Genomic DNA, 15940 nt, shown 5'->3' on the forward strand with positions numbered 1-15940 from the left:
GGGTAGCCTTCAGCGCCCGCCGCCCAGATCGATGAAGCTGCCAGTGGAGTACGAGGCCTTGTCCGACAGCAGCCAGAGGATCGCCTCGGCCACTTCCTCGGCACGGCCCCCGCGGCCCATGGGCAGGCCGGCTTCGAGCTTGCTCACGCGGTCGGGGTCGCCGGACAGGGCATGAAAACCGGTATGGATGTACCCCGGTCGCACGCCGTTGACCCGCACGCCCTCGCCCGCCACTTCCTTGGCCAGGCCGATGGTGAAGGTATCCAGCGCGCCTTTGGAGGCGGCGTAGTCGACGTACTCGTTGGGTGACCCCAGGCGCGCCGCGACCGAGGACACATTGACGATCGCCCCGCCCTGCCCGCCGTGGCGGCGGGCCATGCGCAGCAGCGCGTGCTTGGCGCAGAGCATGGGGCCGACGACGTTGGTCTTCATCATCTTGAGCAGGCGGAACTCGGACATGTCCTCGACACGGCTTTGCTGGCCGATGGTGCCGGCGTTGTTGACCAGTGCGGTCACCGGGCCGAGTTCCTGATCGACGCGGTGGAACAGCTGGATCACCTCGTCTTCGACACTGGCGTCGGCGCGCACGGTGATGGCTTCGGCGCCTAGGGCGCGGACTTGGGCGAGGATGCTCTCGGCAGCCTGGTCGTCGGCGTGGTAGTTGATGCAGATGCGGTAACCCTCGCGGGCGGCTTGCAGGGCGGTGGCGGCACCAATGCCACGGCTGGCACCAGTGATGACGATGACTTTCTCCATGGGACTGCCGATCGTTTGGGATGGGAAGCTCGACAATAGGGGAAAAGGCATCTCATTGGAATGACCCACCTCAACCCAGTCATGGATACGCTCTTGCTCTTGCGGCTGTCGATGGCAGCGCTGCCTTCACGCAATCGCCTCGATCAACGCCAGTATGTCGGCCCGGCTGACCGTGGTCTTGCTCAGGGCATTGTGGATGGTGAAGCCTTCGATCAGCGCATCCAGCGCACGCGCGGTCTTCTCGTCGAAGTGAATCTGCAGGGCCTGACGCGACCGGGCCATCCAGTCATCCATCACGTAGGTGTACTCAGGATTGCGCGAAACAAAGGTGTACAACTCGAAGATCAGCAACATCTGCCCCGAGGCCTTCCACAGGTCACCACAGATCAGGTCGGCGACCAGCTCGCGGGCGTGAGCCGTATTACGGGCCTCGCCGAGCTGGCGGAAGTACTGGTCGGCAATGCCGTTGCTCATTTTCACGAAGGCCGCCGCGACGATTTCGTTGATGTTGGCGAAGTGGTAGGTCATGGTGCCGGGCGAAACGCCAGCCTCAGCGGCGATACGCCGGTAGGTCGCGCAGCCGGCACCTTCCTGGCGGATGACCTGCAACGCGGCATCGATGATCACCGCCTTGCTGTCTGCGGTGGTGAGGTCGTGCTTCTTCGGTCTTGGCATGCTCGGCTCGCTGGGGTGAGTGCCGGCGAGGATAGCAAGGTTGGGCATGGGGCAAAAATCAAAAAAGGCGCCCCGACCGGGGCGCCAAACCATCCACCTTGACCAAAGGAGCTTGAACGCTTCCAAAGGTGAATTCACAACACCGACAGCGGGTACTCGACGATCAGCCGCACTTCGTCCAAGTCCGACTCGAACGCCGTGGCCCGAGTGGTCGCCTGGCGCACGCGCAATGACAGGTCCTTGGCCGCGCCGCTCTGCACCACATACTTGACCTCGACATCCCGCTCCCAGCGCTTCTGGTCGGTCAACGGATTGCCGTCCGCGTCACGGCGCATGTAGAAGGCGTTGGCGTTCGAGTAATCCGCGTCGGAGCCTCTGGCGTAACGGGTCATGAACGACAGCCCCGGTACCCCATAGGCCGCCATGTCCAGGTCATAGCGCAGCATCCACGAGCGCTCCTTTGGCGAGTTGAAGTCGCTGTACTGGATCGAGTTGTCGAGGAAGATCGAATCGGACTGGCGCAGGTAGTCGAAGTCATCGTCACCGTTGTTGCGCTGGTGGCTCAGCGCCACGGTATGCGCGCCGAAGCGCACCCCGACTTTCACACTCCAGATATCGTTGTCGAACGCGCCCAGGCGCTGCTGGCCTTCATCGACGGCCTTGTAGTAGTTCAGGCCACCGATCAGTGCGACGTTTTCACCGAGCGGCCAACTGGCACTGGTACCGGCGTAGTACTGGTTCCACACATCCTTGAGCCGGCTGCTGAACAGGCTGACGCTGATGTGCTCGTTGAGGTCGTAGTCGCCACCGCCGTAGGCGATCCAGGGCGAGTCCACCGGGCCGCCGTAGAAAGTCACGAAGTTCTCGCGCATGTCGCTGGAGACCGGCTGGCTCATCGCGTGCAAGCGGCCGGCCTGCAGGGTCAAGTCCTTGAGGCTGGTGTTCTCCACGGTCACGCCGCGAAAGCTCTCCGGCAACAGGCGCGAATCGCCCGCGGCCACCACCGGGTTGGCCGGGAACACATCGCCCACCTTGAGCACGGTATCGAACAATCGCACCTTGGCGGCACCGCCAAGCTTGGTGTACTCGTCACGCGCCTGGCCGTCGTGGTCCACCGGCAGCACATCGAACGAACTGCGCCCGCCGTTGCGCCCCCCGCCGGTGTCCAGCTTGAGACCGAGCATGGCGAAGGCGTCCAGACCGAAACCCACCGTGCCTTGGGTGAAGCCGGATTGGTAACGGGCGATGATGGCGTGCGCCCAGGCTTCGGAATAACCGTTGCTGGCCGGCTTGGTAGCGTTGTGCACCGGGGCGGGCCCGTCGCGGTTGTCGCGGTTGAAGTAGAAGTTGCGGTTGAGCACGTTGAGCGTGCTGCCCTCGATGAAACCTTCGGCTGCTTCTTCAGCGGCGCTTGCCGTTGCACTGACGCCAGACAGCGCCAGGCATGCAGCCAGGGACAGGGGTGCGGTTCGGATCATCCGAAGCTCCTTGGGGACGTTTTTTGTTGAGTCGGCGGAGTCGGAGAGTGGGGCCTGGCGGATAACGCCAAGGTGATCGCAGCATTACAATCGTGTCATGGGCGCGCAGCGCCTCTAGCCCGGCATTTGCAACATTCTGTAGGTATTTCCTACATTCAGCAGTGAACCTGCCTACAAAAATGCGGTCTGTCCCTGACGGTCAATTCACCGACCGGTTCGCCGGCCCCGTCGCTGATCTAGAGTTACCGGGCCTATTTTTCCTGTTGCAGCGAAGACCCAACATGCCTGAATCCCGCCCAGCCTCCCTTGCCCTCCCTGCCCTGCGCGGCAGCCTGCTCGCCGCCCTGGTGGCTCTTGCCATCCCCGCGCATGCCGAAGAGCCGGCCAGCGATGCGCGCTGGGTCAGCGACAGTTTGAGCACCTATGTGCGCAGTGGCCCGACCGATGGCCACCGCATCGTCGGCACGCTCAAGTCCGGGCAGAAACTCACCCTGATCGGCAGCCAGGGCAACTACAGCCAGGTGCGTGGGCAAAATGGCGACCTGGTGTGGATCCTCACCAGCGACCTGCAGTCGGTACCGGGCCAGAACGAGCGCCTGCCGCAGCTCGACGCCCAGGTGGCGGAGCTGTCCGGGCAGCTCAAGACCATTGATGACAGCTGGAAGAACCGCGTACAGGGCATGCAGGAAACACTCGACTCGCGCAAGAAGCTGATCGATGAACTGGAAGCCCGCAACCAGGCGCTCAACGAACAGCTCGACCAGAGCCAGTCGAACCTGCGCGATACCCAGGCACGCCTGGGCGACGAGAACAAGCAGGTGATGATGCGTTACATGGTGTATGGCGGCAGCATTGCTGGCGCCGGCCTGCTGGCGGGGCTGATCCTGCCGGCGCTGACCCGTGGGCGGAAGAAGAACGACCGCTGGTTCTGATGCTCGATCCGGTGGGGACTTCGTGGGGCTGAAAGCTGGCAGCCTGGATGGGTTTGCCTGTACCGGCCTCTTCACGGGCATCGCCGCGAAGAAGCCGTACAGCCGTGTAACACTATTTGTTGCGGGCCTTGTTGTAGATGGTCTTGGCTTGGTCAGCCGAGGCCTGGCATTGGGTGTAGTCCCCCTTCGCCTGCGCGTCCTTGGCTGTTTTCAGGTGCTCTTTGTAGTCGTGTGCCATGCCACCATGCAGCCCCGGGCCATCGGCTTTATGGATACTTTCCAGGTCATTGATCTTGGCCGCGCAGTTGCTTTTAGGGTCTGCGTGGGCGGTAAAGCTCAACACAGAGGCAATCACCAGTAGAGGCACGAATTTCATGGATTTCATGGAGCGTTCTCCTGGGCAATCGGAATGATCGTCGAGGGACATTTGGCTCGACGCAGCGGAAAGCATAGTCGGCGATCGCCCCCTGTGTCGGTTCAGCTCGGTGGTCGTGCCCCTTCGGCAAACAGGAAGTCGATGAAGGCCCGTACCCGCAATGGCATGTGCCGAGCCTGGGGATAGATCAGCATGAAGGGACGCGAGGTGCCGCCGTATGCACCCAGTACCTCGACCAGTTCGCCACTTTCCAGTGCATCCTGCACGGTGAAGCGGTAGGCCTGCATCAGGCCACCCCCATGACGCACCAGCGTCGCGGTCGCCAGAAAGTCGCCCAGGCAGGTGAAACCACCTTCGGTATCCATTTCAACCTCGCGGCCTTCGATGCGAAAACGCCAGGGCGAACGGCGGCCGTTGCTGGCCAGTTCGAACTGGATGCACTCATGCCCGGCCAGCTCCTGCGGTACCTGCGGCGCTCCCATGCGGGCCAGGTAGCCCGGCGTCGCCACCACCACCAATTCGGCATCCTCCAGACGCCGCGCCACCAGCCGCGAATCGGCTGGCTCGCGGCCACGGATAGCGAGGTCGAAGGGCTCTTCGGCAAAGTCGACGTTGCGATTGCTGACATGCACGTCCACCTGCACCTGCGGATAGCGTTGACGGAACGCCGGTAGCAACGGCAACAGACGGTGATGCGCATAAGGGGTGGGCGCGCTGATGCGCAGGCGGCCACTGGGCACGGCCTGGCCACCAGTCGCCTGACGCTCCGCCTCGACCAGCTGCCCGAGCGCCTGTCGACATTGCTGGTAATAGGCCTGGCCGGCGTCGGACAGGCGCATCTGCCGCGTGGTCCGCACGCCCAGGCGCTCCTCCAGGCGCGCCACGCTGCGGCTCACCGCCGCCGGGGTGACACCTACCTGACCGATGCGCGCTTCGTCAGCGGCTAATCCTGCCCGTGGACGGTGGTAGCACCGCCGGCACCTGGCACTGAACCGAGGAGCGAGCAGCCATGCCTTACGTCCATATCCGGGTGACCGATGAAGGGGTGACCCAGCAACACAAGCGCCAGCTGATCGAGGGCACCACGCAGTTGCTTGAACAGGTGCTGGGCAAGCCACCGGCCAGTACCTTCGTGGTGATCGAGGAAGTGCCGACGGACAACTGGGGGGTCGGCGGCGAGAGCGTGACGGCGGTTCGCCTGCGAGAGCGGGGCTGAACCCTGGGGGCGCTCTGCGCCCCTTTCGTCGGCAAGCGCGGCTGCCACAGGTACCGCGCAAGTCTTGCTACCGCTACTGGCGCAAGCGCTCCAGCGCCTCCAGCACGAACCCTGTGGCCCGCTCTACCTGCCCCTCCCGGCAGGCGATCCCCAACTGGCGCCACAAACCAGGCCGCAGCGGCCGGCGCGCAATGCGCCGGTCCAGTTCGGCGGCCTCACCCTCCTGCGGCAACAGCGTCGCACCATAGCCGGCGCCCACCAGGCTCTTGATTGCATCATTGTAGTTCAGCTCGATGCGTGGCTCGGGATACAAGCCTGCAGCCGCGAACCACTCACCCGTCACCCGCGACAACTGGGTGCTGTTGTCATTGAGGATCAAGGCACGCTGCGCCAGCCAGGCGGGGGTGACCTTGGCGGGCGGCTGCCAGTCGGCCGGCACATACGCCAGGATCGGGTCACGCCGCCAGGGCGTGAGCCTGACACCCTTACCGGCCACCTGCGGCAGCGCCACCAGGCCGATATCCAGGGTGCCTTCGCGCAAACGCGCCAAGGAAGCCTGGGAAGTCAGCACCTGAACCTGCACGTCGATGCCCGGGTGCGCCACCCGCAAATGCTCGAGGGCCCTGGGCAGGAGATGGGCAATGGCCCCCGTGGAGGCGCCCAGGCGCACCCGCCCGGTCAGCCCCTCGACCTGACGACGCACCTCGTCAAGGGCCAGGTCGGCATCGGCCAGCAAGCGACGAGCACGTGCCAGCAAGGTCTCACCGATGGTCGTGGGGCGCACCTGGTTGCGGTTGCGGGTCAGCAGCGGCGCTCCGACCCGCGCCTCCAGCTCGGCCACGTGCAGGCTGATGGTGGGTGGCGCCAGGTTGAGCTGGCGGGCGGCTTCGGCAAAGGAACCGAGATTGGCGATCACCACCAGGGTGCGCAGGCGGTCGAGGCTGATTTCGCGCATGGGCGGCGATCCTTGATTCATGAAAACTGAACGTCAGCATCATGATATTCAAATTTTCTTTCGCAAGGCCACAGGCGAGCATAGGCCATCCCCTCCCCTGACCGGACTCCCGACCATGCATACCCCAGTTGTCTTCATCGACGGCGACCAAGGCACCACCGGCCTGCAGATCCACGCCCGCCTGCAAGGCCGCACCGACCTGCGCCTGCTGACCCTGCCCGAAGCCGAGCGCAAGGACCCGCAACGCCGCGCCGACGCCATCAACAGCGCCGACATCGCCTTGCTGTGCCTGCCCGACGACGCCGCCCGCGAAGCCGTGGCGGCCATCGAAAACCCCGCCGTGCGGGTGATCGACGCCAGCTCCGCGCACCGCACCACACCGGGCTGGGTCTATGGCCTGCCAGAACTGGACGGCCAACAGGCCGAGCGTATCGCCCAGGCCAAGCGTGTGAGCAACCCTGGCTGCTACCCCACTGGCGCCATTACCCTGCTGCGCCCCCTGGTCAAGGCCGGCCTGCTACCCGCCGACTACCCGCTGAGCATCCATGCCATCTCTGGCTATTCCGGCGGTGGCCGCGCAGCCGTCGAGCGACACGAGGCGCCGGGCGCTGAACATGCTCCGACCTTGCAGCTGTATGGCCTGGAACTGGCGCACAAACACGTACCGGAAATCCAGCTGCACGCCGGCCTGTCGGCACGGCCGATGTTCCTGCCGGGTTACGCGGCCTATCGCCAGGGCATCGTCCTGAGCATCCCGCTGCAACTGCGCCTGTTGCCTGGCCAGCCCAACGCGAAACAGTTGCAGGCTTGCCTGGAACAGCACTACCAGGGCGCCCGCCATGTGCAGGTGATGCCCCTGCACCAGCAGGGTCCGGCCACTCCGCTCGACCCTGAGGCGCTGAACGACAGCAACGACCTGCGCCTGGCGCTGTACGCCAACCCCGAGCACGGCCAGGTGGTGCTGACGGCGGTGTTCGACAACCTCGGCAAAGGGGCCTCGGGCGCGGCGGTGCAGAACCTCGACCTGATGCTCGCCGCGATGCGCGGCTAAAAAGGGTTTAGACTGTGCACCCCGCGCCAACCCGGCGCGGGGTGAGCCAACCGCAGCCGGAGCCCGTCCACCGATGTTCATCCTGAGCCGCCTCGACAGCGTGCCGCCCGAATCCTTCCAGAACCAGATCCGCGAGCTGGTGATCCACAACGTCGGCGACCTGAGCAGCGTCGCCATTCGTGCCGAAAACCCGCTCTATCCGCTGTACCAGTACGGTGTCGGCATGGAGGTGCACCAGTACCTGCAGGCCATGGACGGCACCCGCGGTCTGGCCGTGCAGCTGACCCTGGCCCTGGATGCCGAAGCCCCGGACCAGTTGCTCGGTTTCGCCCTGACCTTGCCGGCCCAGGACAACCCCCAGGCCTGCGCCCTGGCGTTTCTGGCCGTGGCGCCCAACCACCGCCGCCAAGGCGTTGCCCGTGCCCTGCTGGGTGATGCGCAGGCGCGCTATGCCAGCGTCGAGCTGAATGCCTTTGCCCATCAGGTGCCCTGGTTCGAGAGCATGGGCATGCAGGTGGTCGCCGCCAGCGGGCCGCAGGTGTTGATGAGCAGCACCGGCCAGGCCAGCGGTGCGCTGATCGGTCGGCTGGACATTGAGCCGATCTACCAGACCGCCGAAGTGCTGCAGATTCACACCTACCTGCTCAATCAGCAGGGTGAGGATGCCATGCTCGATGCCGAGCAGCAGCGCGATGAATGGCTGGATGAGTTGACCGCCCAGGCTAAGGCCTGTGTGCGGGAGCGCAAGTCGGTGCATTGATCCTGCGGCCTCTTCGCGGGGCAAGCCCGCTCCTACAGGTGCGCACCGTCCTGTAGGAGTGGGCTTGCCCGCGAAGAAGCAACAGTGACCGGTCAGGCATGCACCCAACGCCGATGCAGCCCGCGGGCCAGGGCATCGAGCATGAACCCCAGCACGCCGATCAGTAGCACCATCGCCATCAGCTCCGAGTACGCCAGGCGATCGCGGGTATCGAGAATGAAATACCCCAGCCCCGCACTCACCCCGAGCATCTCGCACGGCACCAGCACGATCCACAGGATGCCGATGGCCAGGCGCACGCCGGTCAGTACATGGCCGATCACCCCTGGGAGGATCACGTTGCACAAGGTTTCCCAACGCGTGGCACTAAGGCTGCGGCTCAGCTGCAGCCAGCGAGGGTCGAGCTGGCGCACGCCCGCGGCGGTGTTGAGCAGGATCGGCCACAGTGCGGCGAAGGCCAGCAGGAAGTAGATCGGCTGGTCGCCCACACCCATCAGCATCACCACCACCGGCATCCACGACAGTGGCGAGATCATCCGCAGGAACTGGAACGCTGGCGTGGTCGCCGCCTCCAGATGCCGGTAGCTGCCGACCAGCAGCCCCAGCGGCACGCCAATCAGCAGCGCCAGCAGCAAGCCGACCAGAATGCGCTTGAGGCTGACCCAGACATGCCCGTAGACCTCGCCCTGGCCGAGCAGCTCGACCAGGCTGGCCAGAGTCGCCTGGGGCGAGAAGCGCGCCGACAGGCCGTCGGCCTCGCCGAACAACCGCACCCCCAGCCACCACAGCAACAGCAACCCCAGCAGGCCGGCCAAACCCAGGCCGGCATGGACGACGTGCTTGCGCATCAGACCGCGAACTCCTCGCTACGCTGGAAGTTCTCGGCGATGCCGAACACCGAAGGGCCACCGACTGCCGCAATGGCGTTGCGCACGAAGCGGTCGTCGACCAGGTCGCGGGCCGTTTGCGCTGGGTCCAGGTTGGCGAGGAAGCCGCTTTCGCCCTCGATCAGGGTGTGCTTCAGGCGCTTGACCAGTTCCTCGGTGTAGCTGGGGTATGGGTAGGGCTGGAAGTCGATGCGCTTTTCATCCCACTGCTGATGCTGAATCGCACCACTGGCGATGTAGCTGGCACGGTCTTCGGCCGCCGGGGCCAGCACCTTGGTCAGCACTGCCGGCTCATGCGGGGTGTACTTGTTGGGGCCTGCCTTGGACAGCAGCGCCGCCGCTTCGGCACGGTGGTCGCGGGTCCATTGCTGGGCCTTGACGATGGCGTTGACCACCTTCTGCGACCATTCCGGGCGGTTGTTCAGGTCATGCTCGTGCATGAATACCACGCAGCAGGCGTGGTTGCGCCAGACATCGCCGGTAAAGCGCTGCACGCGGCCGACCTTGAGGTTCTCGGCCAGGGCGTTGAACGGTTCGGCGACGATGTAGCCGGCGATGCGCTTGCTGGCCAGGGCCGGCGGCATGTCCGACGGCGGCAGCACCAGCAGGTTGACTTCGTTGGCCGCCAGCTGGGCATTGGCGGGCTTCGACACTGGGGTAAGGCCGTTGTCGTTGAGCATCTGCTGCAGCACCACGTTGTGGATCGAGTACCAGAACGGGATGGCCACGGTCTTGCCGCCCAGCTGCTTCATGTCGGTGATGTCGGGCGCCACGGTCAGGCCGGAACCGCCGACATGGTTCCAGGCCACCACCTTGGCCGGCACCTTGCTGCCATAACGGGCCCACACGGTCATCGGCGACAGCAGGTGAATGACGTTGACCTGGCCCGAGATGAACGCCTCGATCACCTGCGCCCAGCTGCGCAGCAGCACCGGGCGCTCGGCCTTGATGCCTTCGGCCTCGAACAGGCCGTTGTTGTGCGCCACCAGCAACGGCGTGGCGTCGGTGATCGGCAGGTAGCCGATGCGTACCGGCGCGTCGGGCTCGGTGGCGGCGCGGGCCTGCAGGCTGGACAGCAGCGGCACGGCCCCGGCGGCGGTGAGCATGGCGCTGAGCTTGAGGAAATCACGACGCGAAGTGGCGGAACAGCAGTCATCCATGCACATGTGCAGGCTCCGAAGGCAACGAGGTAGGGGAAGGTTCAGCCGTGCGGCTTGCCCGCCGAAGGGTTTTCAGGATCTCGATTCGCAGTGCGCCCAGCTCTTCGACCCGGTGCGTGCGCGGTTGCGGCAGGTCGATGTGCCATTGGCCAAGGATGTGCGCCGGGTGGTTGCCCAGTAGCAGCACCCGGTCGGACAACAACAGGGCTTCGTCGATATCGTGGGTAATCAGCACCGCCGCCGTGTTGTGGGTGGCGATCAGTTGCAGCAGCAATTGCTGCATGTCGGCGCGGGTCACTTCGTCGAGGGCACCGAACGGCTCGTCGAGCAGCAGTACTTCGGGCTGGCGCGCCAGGCAGCGGGCCAGCGCGGTGCGCTGGGCCATGCCGCCGGACAACTGCGCCGGATACTGGTTGCGCGCATGGGCCAGGCCCACCGCGCTGATGGCATGGTCGATGCGCGCACGGCGCTCGGCTGCGGCCAGCTTGGGCTGGCGAGCGAAGTCCAGGCCGAAGGCAACGTTCTTTTCCAGGCTCAGCCAGGGCAGCAGGCTCGGGTCCTGGAAGGCCACTGCCAGGCGCGGGTGCGGCCCTTGCAGCGGCTCGCCATGCAGGGTCACGCGGCCACCGCGCGGTTGCTGCAGGCCGGCCAGCACCCGCAGCAGGCTGGACTTGCCGACGCCACTGGGGCCGAGGATGGTCACCACCTCCCCTGGCGCCAGTTGCAGGTCGAAGCGTGCCAGCACGTCCTGCCAGCCGCCCTCGCGCGGGTAGCCCAGGCTGATCTCGCGGGCTTCGAGTAACGCTTGGCTCATGCGCTGGCGGCCTGGCGATGCAGCTCGGCGCGCAGTTGCACCAGGCTTGGGGTGACGATCGGCACGAACGCCGACTCGCGCCAGCGGCGGGCGAAGCCGGCACCGAACTCATCCAGGTACGCCTTGCCGCCGCTGGCCTGCAGCTCCAGCTGCACAGCGTCGGCAGCGCTTTCGGCAAGGGTGATGCGCAGCTTGAACAACGCCGCTGGCTGGCCCTGGAAGCGCCCTTCGAGCAGGCCCTGCTTGAGCTCGGCCACGGTGTTTTCCAGGCGCTCTTTGAGCACCTGGCGGTGTTCTTCGAGGAACGACAGGCGCCCGTGCAGGTGTTCGTGTACTTCGTGCAGCGACCGCCGCGCCAGGCCGATGGCCATGCCGCACTGCAAGGCGAGAAACGCCGGGCGAACCGTGGGCAGGAACTCGCGGGCGTTTTCGTGCAGCAGCCACTCGCGCCCCAGCTCGACCTGGTGGAATGCCAGCGCCGCGGTGTTGCTCGATTGCAGGCCCATCAGCTCCAGGTCATCGGAGCGCTCCAGGCCCTGGCTGTCGGAGGGAATCGCCGCCACGAAAGGCGAGCCGCCGGCGTCGTCCTCGATGGCCGCCGCCACGACGAAGCCGCTCTTGCGCAGGTTGGTCACCCAGTGCAGGCGGCCATCCAGTGCCCAGCCCGCCGCCTCGGGGCGGCCACGCACCTGCAAGGCCTCGATCCCGGAGAGGAACTTCATGGCGTTGGACAAACCGGTGGCACCGGCCAGCTCTCCAGTCAGCAGGCTGGGCAGCAAGCGCTCGCGCAAGGCCTGGTTGGGACTTTGCAGCAGGTATTCGATGAACGCTCGCTGGCCCCAGCAGACGAAGGCGGCGGCCAGTGAACGGCTGGCGATGGCGGCGATGGCTTCGACGGCATGGGTGACCGCGCCCCCGCTGCCACCCAGTGCCGGGGCGACGCCGACGCGCAGCAGTTGCGATTCGGCGATGTGCGCCAGCACCAGCTGCGGGTCGCATTGGCCCTGGTCGATTGCCTCGGCATTGGCATCCAGCCATTGACGAAATGCAGCATCAAGCATGTCCCTACTCCTTTTGAAATCGCAGGCGCCACCAGCGCCAGGCGTCAATTACGCAGTTGGCTGCCAGCGGTACTTGCTCAGCTCGTCGTTGAGCGGCGTCTGGGCGAACACATTAGCAAAGTTGCACAGGGTTGCGAGACTCACGCCAAGAATCACCTCCAGGGCGTTGCCCTCGGTGAAACCGGCTGCGCGGAAGGCCTGGTAGGTGGGGTCGCCGACGTTGCCGCGGGTTGCAATGACTTCACGGGCGAATTCGGCCAAGGTCTCGTAGCGGGCATCCGGCAGTTCGCCACGCGCACGCAGGGCGTCGACCACCTCAGCAGGCAGCTTGGCCTTGTTCAGGGCCACGGCGGTATGGCCGGCGACGCAGAAGTCGCAACCGTGCTTGGTCGCGGCAATCAGTTGTACCACTTCACGCTCGGCCAGGGTCAGCTCGGATTTGCCGTTCAGGGCGGAAACGGTGACGTAGGTTTCCAGCGCCGCCGGGGCATTAGCCAGCACGCCGAGCAGGTTGGGAATGAAGCCAGAGTTCTTCTGGGCGTTTTCGAGGAATGGGCGGGCCGCTTCCGGGGCGCTCTGCAGAGTGTGTAGAGTAATGCGCGAGGTCATGGAGTGGTCTCCTTTTGATGGGTGTGGCTACAGTCTGTTGGTTATAAGAATTACCCTCCATATTCATCAGTCGCCTTTCCTTGCTCCTGAGTGTTTGCATTAGATGATTTCATCCAGCCATCTTGTCGATTGGTTATTAGAAAGTCTCGAACTCGACGCCAGCCTGTTCCATGTCGGCCGCTACTGCGGCGGCTGGCATGCCAGCACCCAGGGCATGGGCCGCGCCAGCTTTCACCTGGTGGTGCAGGGCCATTGCTGGCTGCACCTCGATGGCCAGGCCGAGGCCGTGCGCCTGGCAACCGGCGATGCCGTGTTCCTGCTGCGCGACCTGGGTTATCGGCTGTCCAGCGACCAGGACCCGATCGCAGCCTGCGAGCAGCCACGCCGACAGATGCAGGCGCTGGATGCCACGGCGAGCGATGGAGTGGGCCTGGTCTGCGGGTTCTTCGACTTCCGCGCCGGGTTGTCGTCACTGATCGTCGAGGGGCTGGCCGACCTGATCGTGCTGCGTGCCGATGAGCCGGCCGGGCATGCGGCGCGGGCGTTGTTCGGGTTGATTCTGGAGGAGTGCCAGCGCTCGCCCTCGCAAACGATGCTGGAGCGCCTGACCCACCTGCTGTTTCTCTATGTGTTGCGCCAGCAGGTACACGACGGGCAATCGCTGGGCGGGCTGGTCGCCCTCGCCCGCCAGCCGGCGTTTGCCGGGTTGCTGGAGCAATTGATCGAACAGCCTGGCCAGGCCTGGACGCTGGAAAGCATGGCAGCCTGCACCGGCTTGTCGCGTTCGGCGTTCTTCAAGCGTTTCAATGAACTGGCCGGGCAGTCGCCGGGCCAGGTGCTGCTGGCGCTGCGCATGCGCCATGCCTGCCGGTTGCTGCAGGCGGGCAATACCGTGGAACAGGTGGGGGTACAGGCCGGGTACCAGTCGGTGGCGGCGTTTACCCGGGCGTTTGCCAAGGCCATGGGGGTGCAACCTGGGGCTTATCGTCGCCAGCATGAAGGGCGTTGACCTGTCCCGGCCCTTTTGCGGGCACGCGTTAGATTCAGATCTGGCTGACCGGGATGTCCCCTGCCCCCTTGCCATCACGCCGCTCGCACATCCACTCATTGACCTGCTGCCCGAACTCGGCCGGCGCCTTGCGCCCGAACCGCCGTGCCAGGTCGAGGATGGTCTGCTGCGCCAACGCCTCTTCCATGCGCTTCTGCGCCCCCAGCATCACCGCGTGTATCGCGCAGGTGCCCTCGGTCGCCCAACCCGGCGCTGAACCTTCGAACAAGGTGCAACGTTCGCGGATTTCGCGACAATCGAAGATCTTCTTCGGCCCGTCGATGGCGTTGACGATATCCAGCACGGTGATTTCGTCCGACGGCCGCGCCAGGCGAAAACCGCCGCGCACGCCTTCGGTAGCCGCCACCAGCTTGGCCCGGGCGAGCTTGGTGAAGACCTTGGCCAGGTATTCCTGCGGCACGCCCTGCAGCTCCGCCAGGTCGCGCACGCTGGACTCACGGGTATCACCTCGTTCATCCACGAGGTACAGCAGGCAATGGATGCCGTATTCGACGCCAGCACTGTAGAGCGACATATCTATCTCCGACCAACTTCGTCGCAAATATTACGCTGATCACCGGCTAAGCGCAAAGCTGCCCTGCGCCATCCGTCGCCATTTCAAGCCCTTGCCTTCCCCTTTTAAGCCCTTAATCACAGGCATTCAACCGGCTTTAAGCGTGCGTCGAGCGCTACCCGTAAGAAAAAAACACTTGCCGATTCAAACTACGATCAATAGAGTCGTAGTTATTCGAGCAGCACCACCAACGCCCTCGAAGCCCTCTTCAACCTTGCGGAGCACTTCCATGAAATCGAACATCCTGATCATCGGTGCCGGCTTTGCCGGTGTCTGGAGCGCCCTGAGCGCCGCCCGCCTGCTCGACCAGGCCCAGCGCGACGACCTGAGCATCAGCGTGCTCGCCCCGCAACCGGAACTGCGTATCCGCCCGCGCTTCTACGAAGCCGACGCGCACAGCCTGAAGGCACCGGTCGGTGAATTGTTCGATGCGGTCGGCGTGCGCTTCATCACCGGTAACGCCGAGGCCATCGATGCCGCAGGGCGCAGCGTCAGCTACACCGATGTCGATGGCCAGCGTCAGCAGATTGCCTACGACCGCCTGATCCTCGCCGCCGGCAGCCAGGTGGCGCGCCCGGCGATTCCAGGCCTGGCCGAACATGCCTTCGATGTCGACCAGATGGAGTCGGCCGTGAAGCTCGAGCAGCACCTGCTCGGCCTGGCCGCCCTGCCCGCCTCGCCTGCACGTAACACGGTGGTGGTCTGCGGCGGTGGCTTCACCGGCATAGAAACCGCCACGGAAATCCCCGTCCGCCTGCGCGCCATCCTCGGCAGCGACATTGAAGTACGGGTACTGGTGATCGATCGTGGCACCCGCGTCGGTGCCGCACTCGGCGCTGGCATCACCCCTTCGATCGTCGCAGCCAGTGCACAGGCTGGCGCAGAGTGGCTGACCGGCACCTCGGTGGTGGCGGTGGATGCTGGCGGCGTCACCCTCGACAGCGGCGAGTACATCGCCAGCAAGACCGTGATCTGGACCGCTGGTGTCAAGGCCAGCCCGCTGACCGCCCAGGTCGCCGGCGAGCGTGACAACTTAGGCCGCCTCAAGGTCGACGATCACCTCAAGGTGATCGGCCAGGAGCACATCTATGCCACCGGCGATACCGCCTGGGCAGCGGTCGACGACCTGGGCAACCACGCCCTGATGACCTGCCAGCACGCAATCCCCATGGGCCGCCACTCCGGCAACAACGCCATGGCCGACCTGCTGGGCGTAGCGCCGGTGATCTACCGTCAACCCAAGTACGTCACCTGCCTGGACCTCGGCGAATGGGGGGCAGCCTTCAGTGAAGGCTGGGAGCGCGAGCTGAAGCTGCAGGGCCAGGAAGGCAAGGAGCTGAAGCGCCAGATCAACGGGGTATGGATCTACCCACCGGCCGCCGACCGCGCCCTGGCACTGGCCGCTGCCGACCCGCTGATCGCGATCGTTTAAGCGCAAAATCCTGACAAATCCGTCAATAAATGACGGATTTGTCAGCATAAGTCGTTACATTGAATGACTGGTCAATATTGATGGCCATATGGCATCATTCAAATCAAAAAGACATTCAAGAGGGTGAGGCACACACTTTAATCCGCAGCGCATCGA

At 65.0% G+C, this 15940-nt stretch carries 18 protein-coding genes; 6 read left to right on the plus strand and 12 right to left on the minus strand.

Annotation, left to right across the window (positions count from 1 at the left end; translation table 11 throughout):
* Nucleotides 1-9: 9 nt before the first annotated feature.
* The 3 genes from C2H86_RS01190 to C2H86_RS01200 all read right to left on the minus strand — a co-directional run bounded on the left by C2H86_RS01190 (nucleotide 10) and on the right by C2H86_RS01200 (nucleotide 2909).
* Nucleotides 10-756: an SDR family oxidoreductase gene (locus C2H86_RS01190; RefSeq protein ID WP_159411091.1), complete on the minus strand. Its 747-nt coding sequence runs from the start codon at nucleotides 754-756 to the stop codon at nucleotides 10-12.
* A gap of 126 nt (nucleotides 757-882) precedes the next feature.
* A complete protein-coding gene (locus tag C2H86_RS01195) occupies nucleotides 883-1479 on the minus strand; it encodes a TetR/AcrR family transcriptional regulator (RefSeq protein ID WP_159411092.1) in 597 nt (198 codons plus the stop codon).
* A gap of 86 nt (nucleotides 1480-1565) precedes the next feature.
* Nucleotides 1566-2909: an OprD family porin gene (locus C2H86_RS01200; RefSeq protein ID WP_159411093.1), complete on the minus strand. Its 1344-nt coding sequence runs from the start codon at nucleotides 2907-2909 to the stop codon at nucleotides 1566-1568.
* 281 nt (nucleotides 2910-3190) lie between these two features.
* Between C2H86_RS01200 and C2H86_RS01205 the strand changes: the two genes are divergently transcribed.
* On the plus strand, nucleotides 3191-3841 hold the full coding sequence (locus tag C2H86_RS01205) for a TIGR04211 family SH3 domain-containing protein (RefSeq protein WP_159411094.1): 651 nt from the start codon (nucleotides 3191-3193) through the stop codon (nucleotides 3839-3841).
* Nucleotides 3842-3953: 112 nt separating this feature from the next.
* Here the strand turns inward: C2H86_RS01205 and C2H86_RS01210 are convergent, their stop codons facing one another.
* Both C2H86_RS01210 and C2H86_RS01215 read right to left on the minus strand, forming a co-directional pair.
* Nucleotides 3954-4226, minus strand: coding sequence for a hypothetical protein (locus C2H86_RS01210; RefSeq protein ID WP_159411095.1), 273 nt, complete (start codon nucleotides 4224-4226; stop codon nucleotides 3954-3956).
* A 92-nt stretch (nucleotides 4227-4318) separates the two neighbouring features.
* Nucleotides 4319-5224 carry a LysR family transcriptional regulator gene (locus C2H86_RS01215; protein WP_159413043.1) on the minus strand — a complete coding sequence of 302 codons (906 nt, stop codon included), beginning with the start codon at nucleotides 5222-5224 and terminating at the stop codon, nucleotides 4319-4321.
* Between the two features lie 2 nt (nucleotides 5225-5226).
* On the opposite strand from C2H86_RS01215, the gene C2H86_RS01220 reads away from it, so the two are divergent.
* Nucleotides 5227-5433 carry a tautomerase family protein gene (locus C2H86_RS01220; protein ID WP_159411096.1) on the plus strand — a complete coding sequence of 69 codons (207 nt, stop codon included), beginning with the start codon at nucleotides 5227-5229 and terminating at the stop codon, nucleotides 5431-5433.
* Between the two features lie 73 nt (nucleotides 5434-5506).
* Here C2H86_RS01220 and C2H86_RS01225 read toward each other — a convergent pair whose 3' ends face one another.
* The gene (locus C2H86_RS01225; protein ID WP_159411097.1) at nucleotides 5507-6388 is read right to left on the minus strand and encodes a LysR family transcriptional regulator; all 882 of its coding nucleotides are present in this window, start codon (nucleotides 6386-6388) and stop codon (nucleotides 5507-5509) included.
* 115 nt (nucleotides 6389-6503) lie between these two features.
* On the opposite strand from C2H86_RS01225, the gene argC reads away from it, so the two are divergent.
* Nucleotides 6504-7439, plus strand: a complete 936-nt coding sequence (argC, locus tag C2H86_RS01230) for an N-acetyl-gamma-glutamyl-phosphate reductase (RefSeq protein WP_159411098.1) — start codon at nucleotides 6504-6506, stop codon at nucleotides 7437-7439.
* A gap of 73 nt (nucleotides 7440-7512) precedes the next feature.
* Nucleotides 7513-8199, plus strand: a complete 687-nt coding sequence (locus C2H86_RS01235) for a GNAT family N-acetyltransferase (protein WP_159411099.1) — start codon at nucleotides 7513-7515, stop codon at nucleotides 8197-8199.
* A gap of 92 nt (nucleotides 8200-8291) precedes the next feature.
* Here C2H86_RS01235 and C2H86_RS01240 read toward each other — a convergent pair whose 3' ends face one another.
* Genes C2H86_RS01240 through C2H86_RS01260 form a run of 5 tightly spaced genes read right to left on the minus strand, consistent with a single transcriptional unit; the run spans nucleotide 8292 to nucleotide 12730 of the window.
* Nucleotides 8292-9047 carry an ABC transporter permease gene (locus C2H86_RS01240; RefSeq protein ID WP_159411100.1) on the minus strand — a complete coding sequence of 252 codons (756 nt, stop codon included), beginning with the start codon at nucleotides 9045-9047 and terminating at the stop codon, nucleotides 8292-8294.
* A complete protein-coding gene (locus C2H86_RS01245) occupies nucleotides 9047-10252 on the minus strand; it encodes an ABC transporter substrate-binding protein (protein WP_159411101.1) in 1206 nt (401 codons plus the stop codon). Before C2H86_RS01245 ends, C2H86_RS01240 begins: the two co-directional genes overlap by 1 nt.
* A complete protein-coding gene (locus C2H86_RS01250) occupies nucleotides 10239-11060 on the minus strand; it encodes an ABC transporter ATP-binding protein (protein WP_159411102.1) in 822 nt (273 codons plus the stop codon). Before C2H86_RS01250 ends, C2H86_RS01245 begins: the two co-directional genes overlap by 14 nt.
* Nucleotides 11057-12121 (minus strand): acyl-CoA dehydrogenase family protein, encoded by a 1065-nt coding sequence (locus C2H86_RS01255; RefSeq protein ID WP_159411103.1) that lies wholly within the window; start codon nucleotides 12119-12121, stop codon nucleotides 11057-11059. Before C2H86_RS01255 ends, C2H86_RS01250 begins: the two co-directional genes overlap by 4 nt.
* A 48-nt stretch (nucleotides 12122-12169) precedes the next feature.
* On the minus strand, nucleotides 12170-12730 hold the full coding sequence (locus C2H86_RS01260; RefSeq protein WP_159411104.1) for a carboxymuconolactone decarboxylase family protein: 561 nt from the start codon (nucleotides 12728-12730) through the stop codon (nucleotides 12170-12172).
* A 103-nt stretch (nucleotides 12731-12833) separates the two neighbouring features.
* Here C2H86_RS01260 and C2H86_RS01265 point away from each other — a divergent pair, with 103 nt between their 5' ends.
* The gene (locus tag C2H86_RS01265; protein ID WP_159411105.1) at nucleotides 12834-13739 is read left to right on the plus strand and encodes an AraC family transcriptional regulator; all 906 of its coding nucleotides are present in this window, start codon (nucleotides 12834-12836) and stop codon (nucleotides 13737-13739) included.
* Nucleotides 13740-13773: 34 nt separating this feature from the next.
* Here the strand turns inward: C2H86_RS01265 and C2H86_RS01270 are convergent, their stop codons facing one another.
* The gene (locus C2H86_RS01270) at nucleotides 13774-14313 is read right to left on the minus strand and encodes an RrF2 family transcriptional regulator (RefSeq protein WP_159411106.1); all 540 of its coding nucleotides are present in this window, start codon (nucleotides 14311-14313) and stop codon (nucleotides 13774-13776) included.
* Nucleotides 14314-14581: 268 nt separating this feature from the next.
* Between C2H86_RS01270 and C2H86_RS01275 the strand changes: the two genes are divergently transcribed.
* Nucleotides 14582-15784, plus strand: coding sequence for an NAD(P)/FAD-dependent oxidoreductase (locus tag C2H86_RS01275; RefSeq protein ID WP_159411107.1), 1203 nt, complete (start codon nucleotides 14582-14584; stop codon nucleotides 15782-15784).
* Nucleotides 15785-15940 lie beyond the last annotated feature (156 nt).

The sequence above is a fragment of the Pseudomonas putida genome (genome assembly GCF_009883635.2).
Lineage (GTDB): Bacteria > Pseudomonadota > Gammaproteobacteria > Pseudomonadales > Pseudomonadaceae > Aquipseudomonas > Aquipseudomonas putida_W.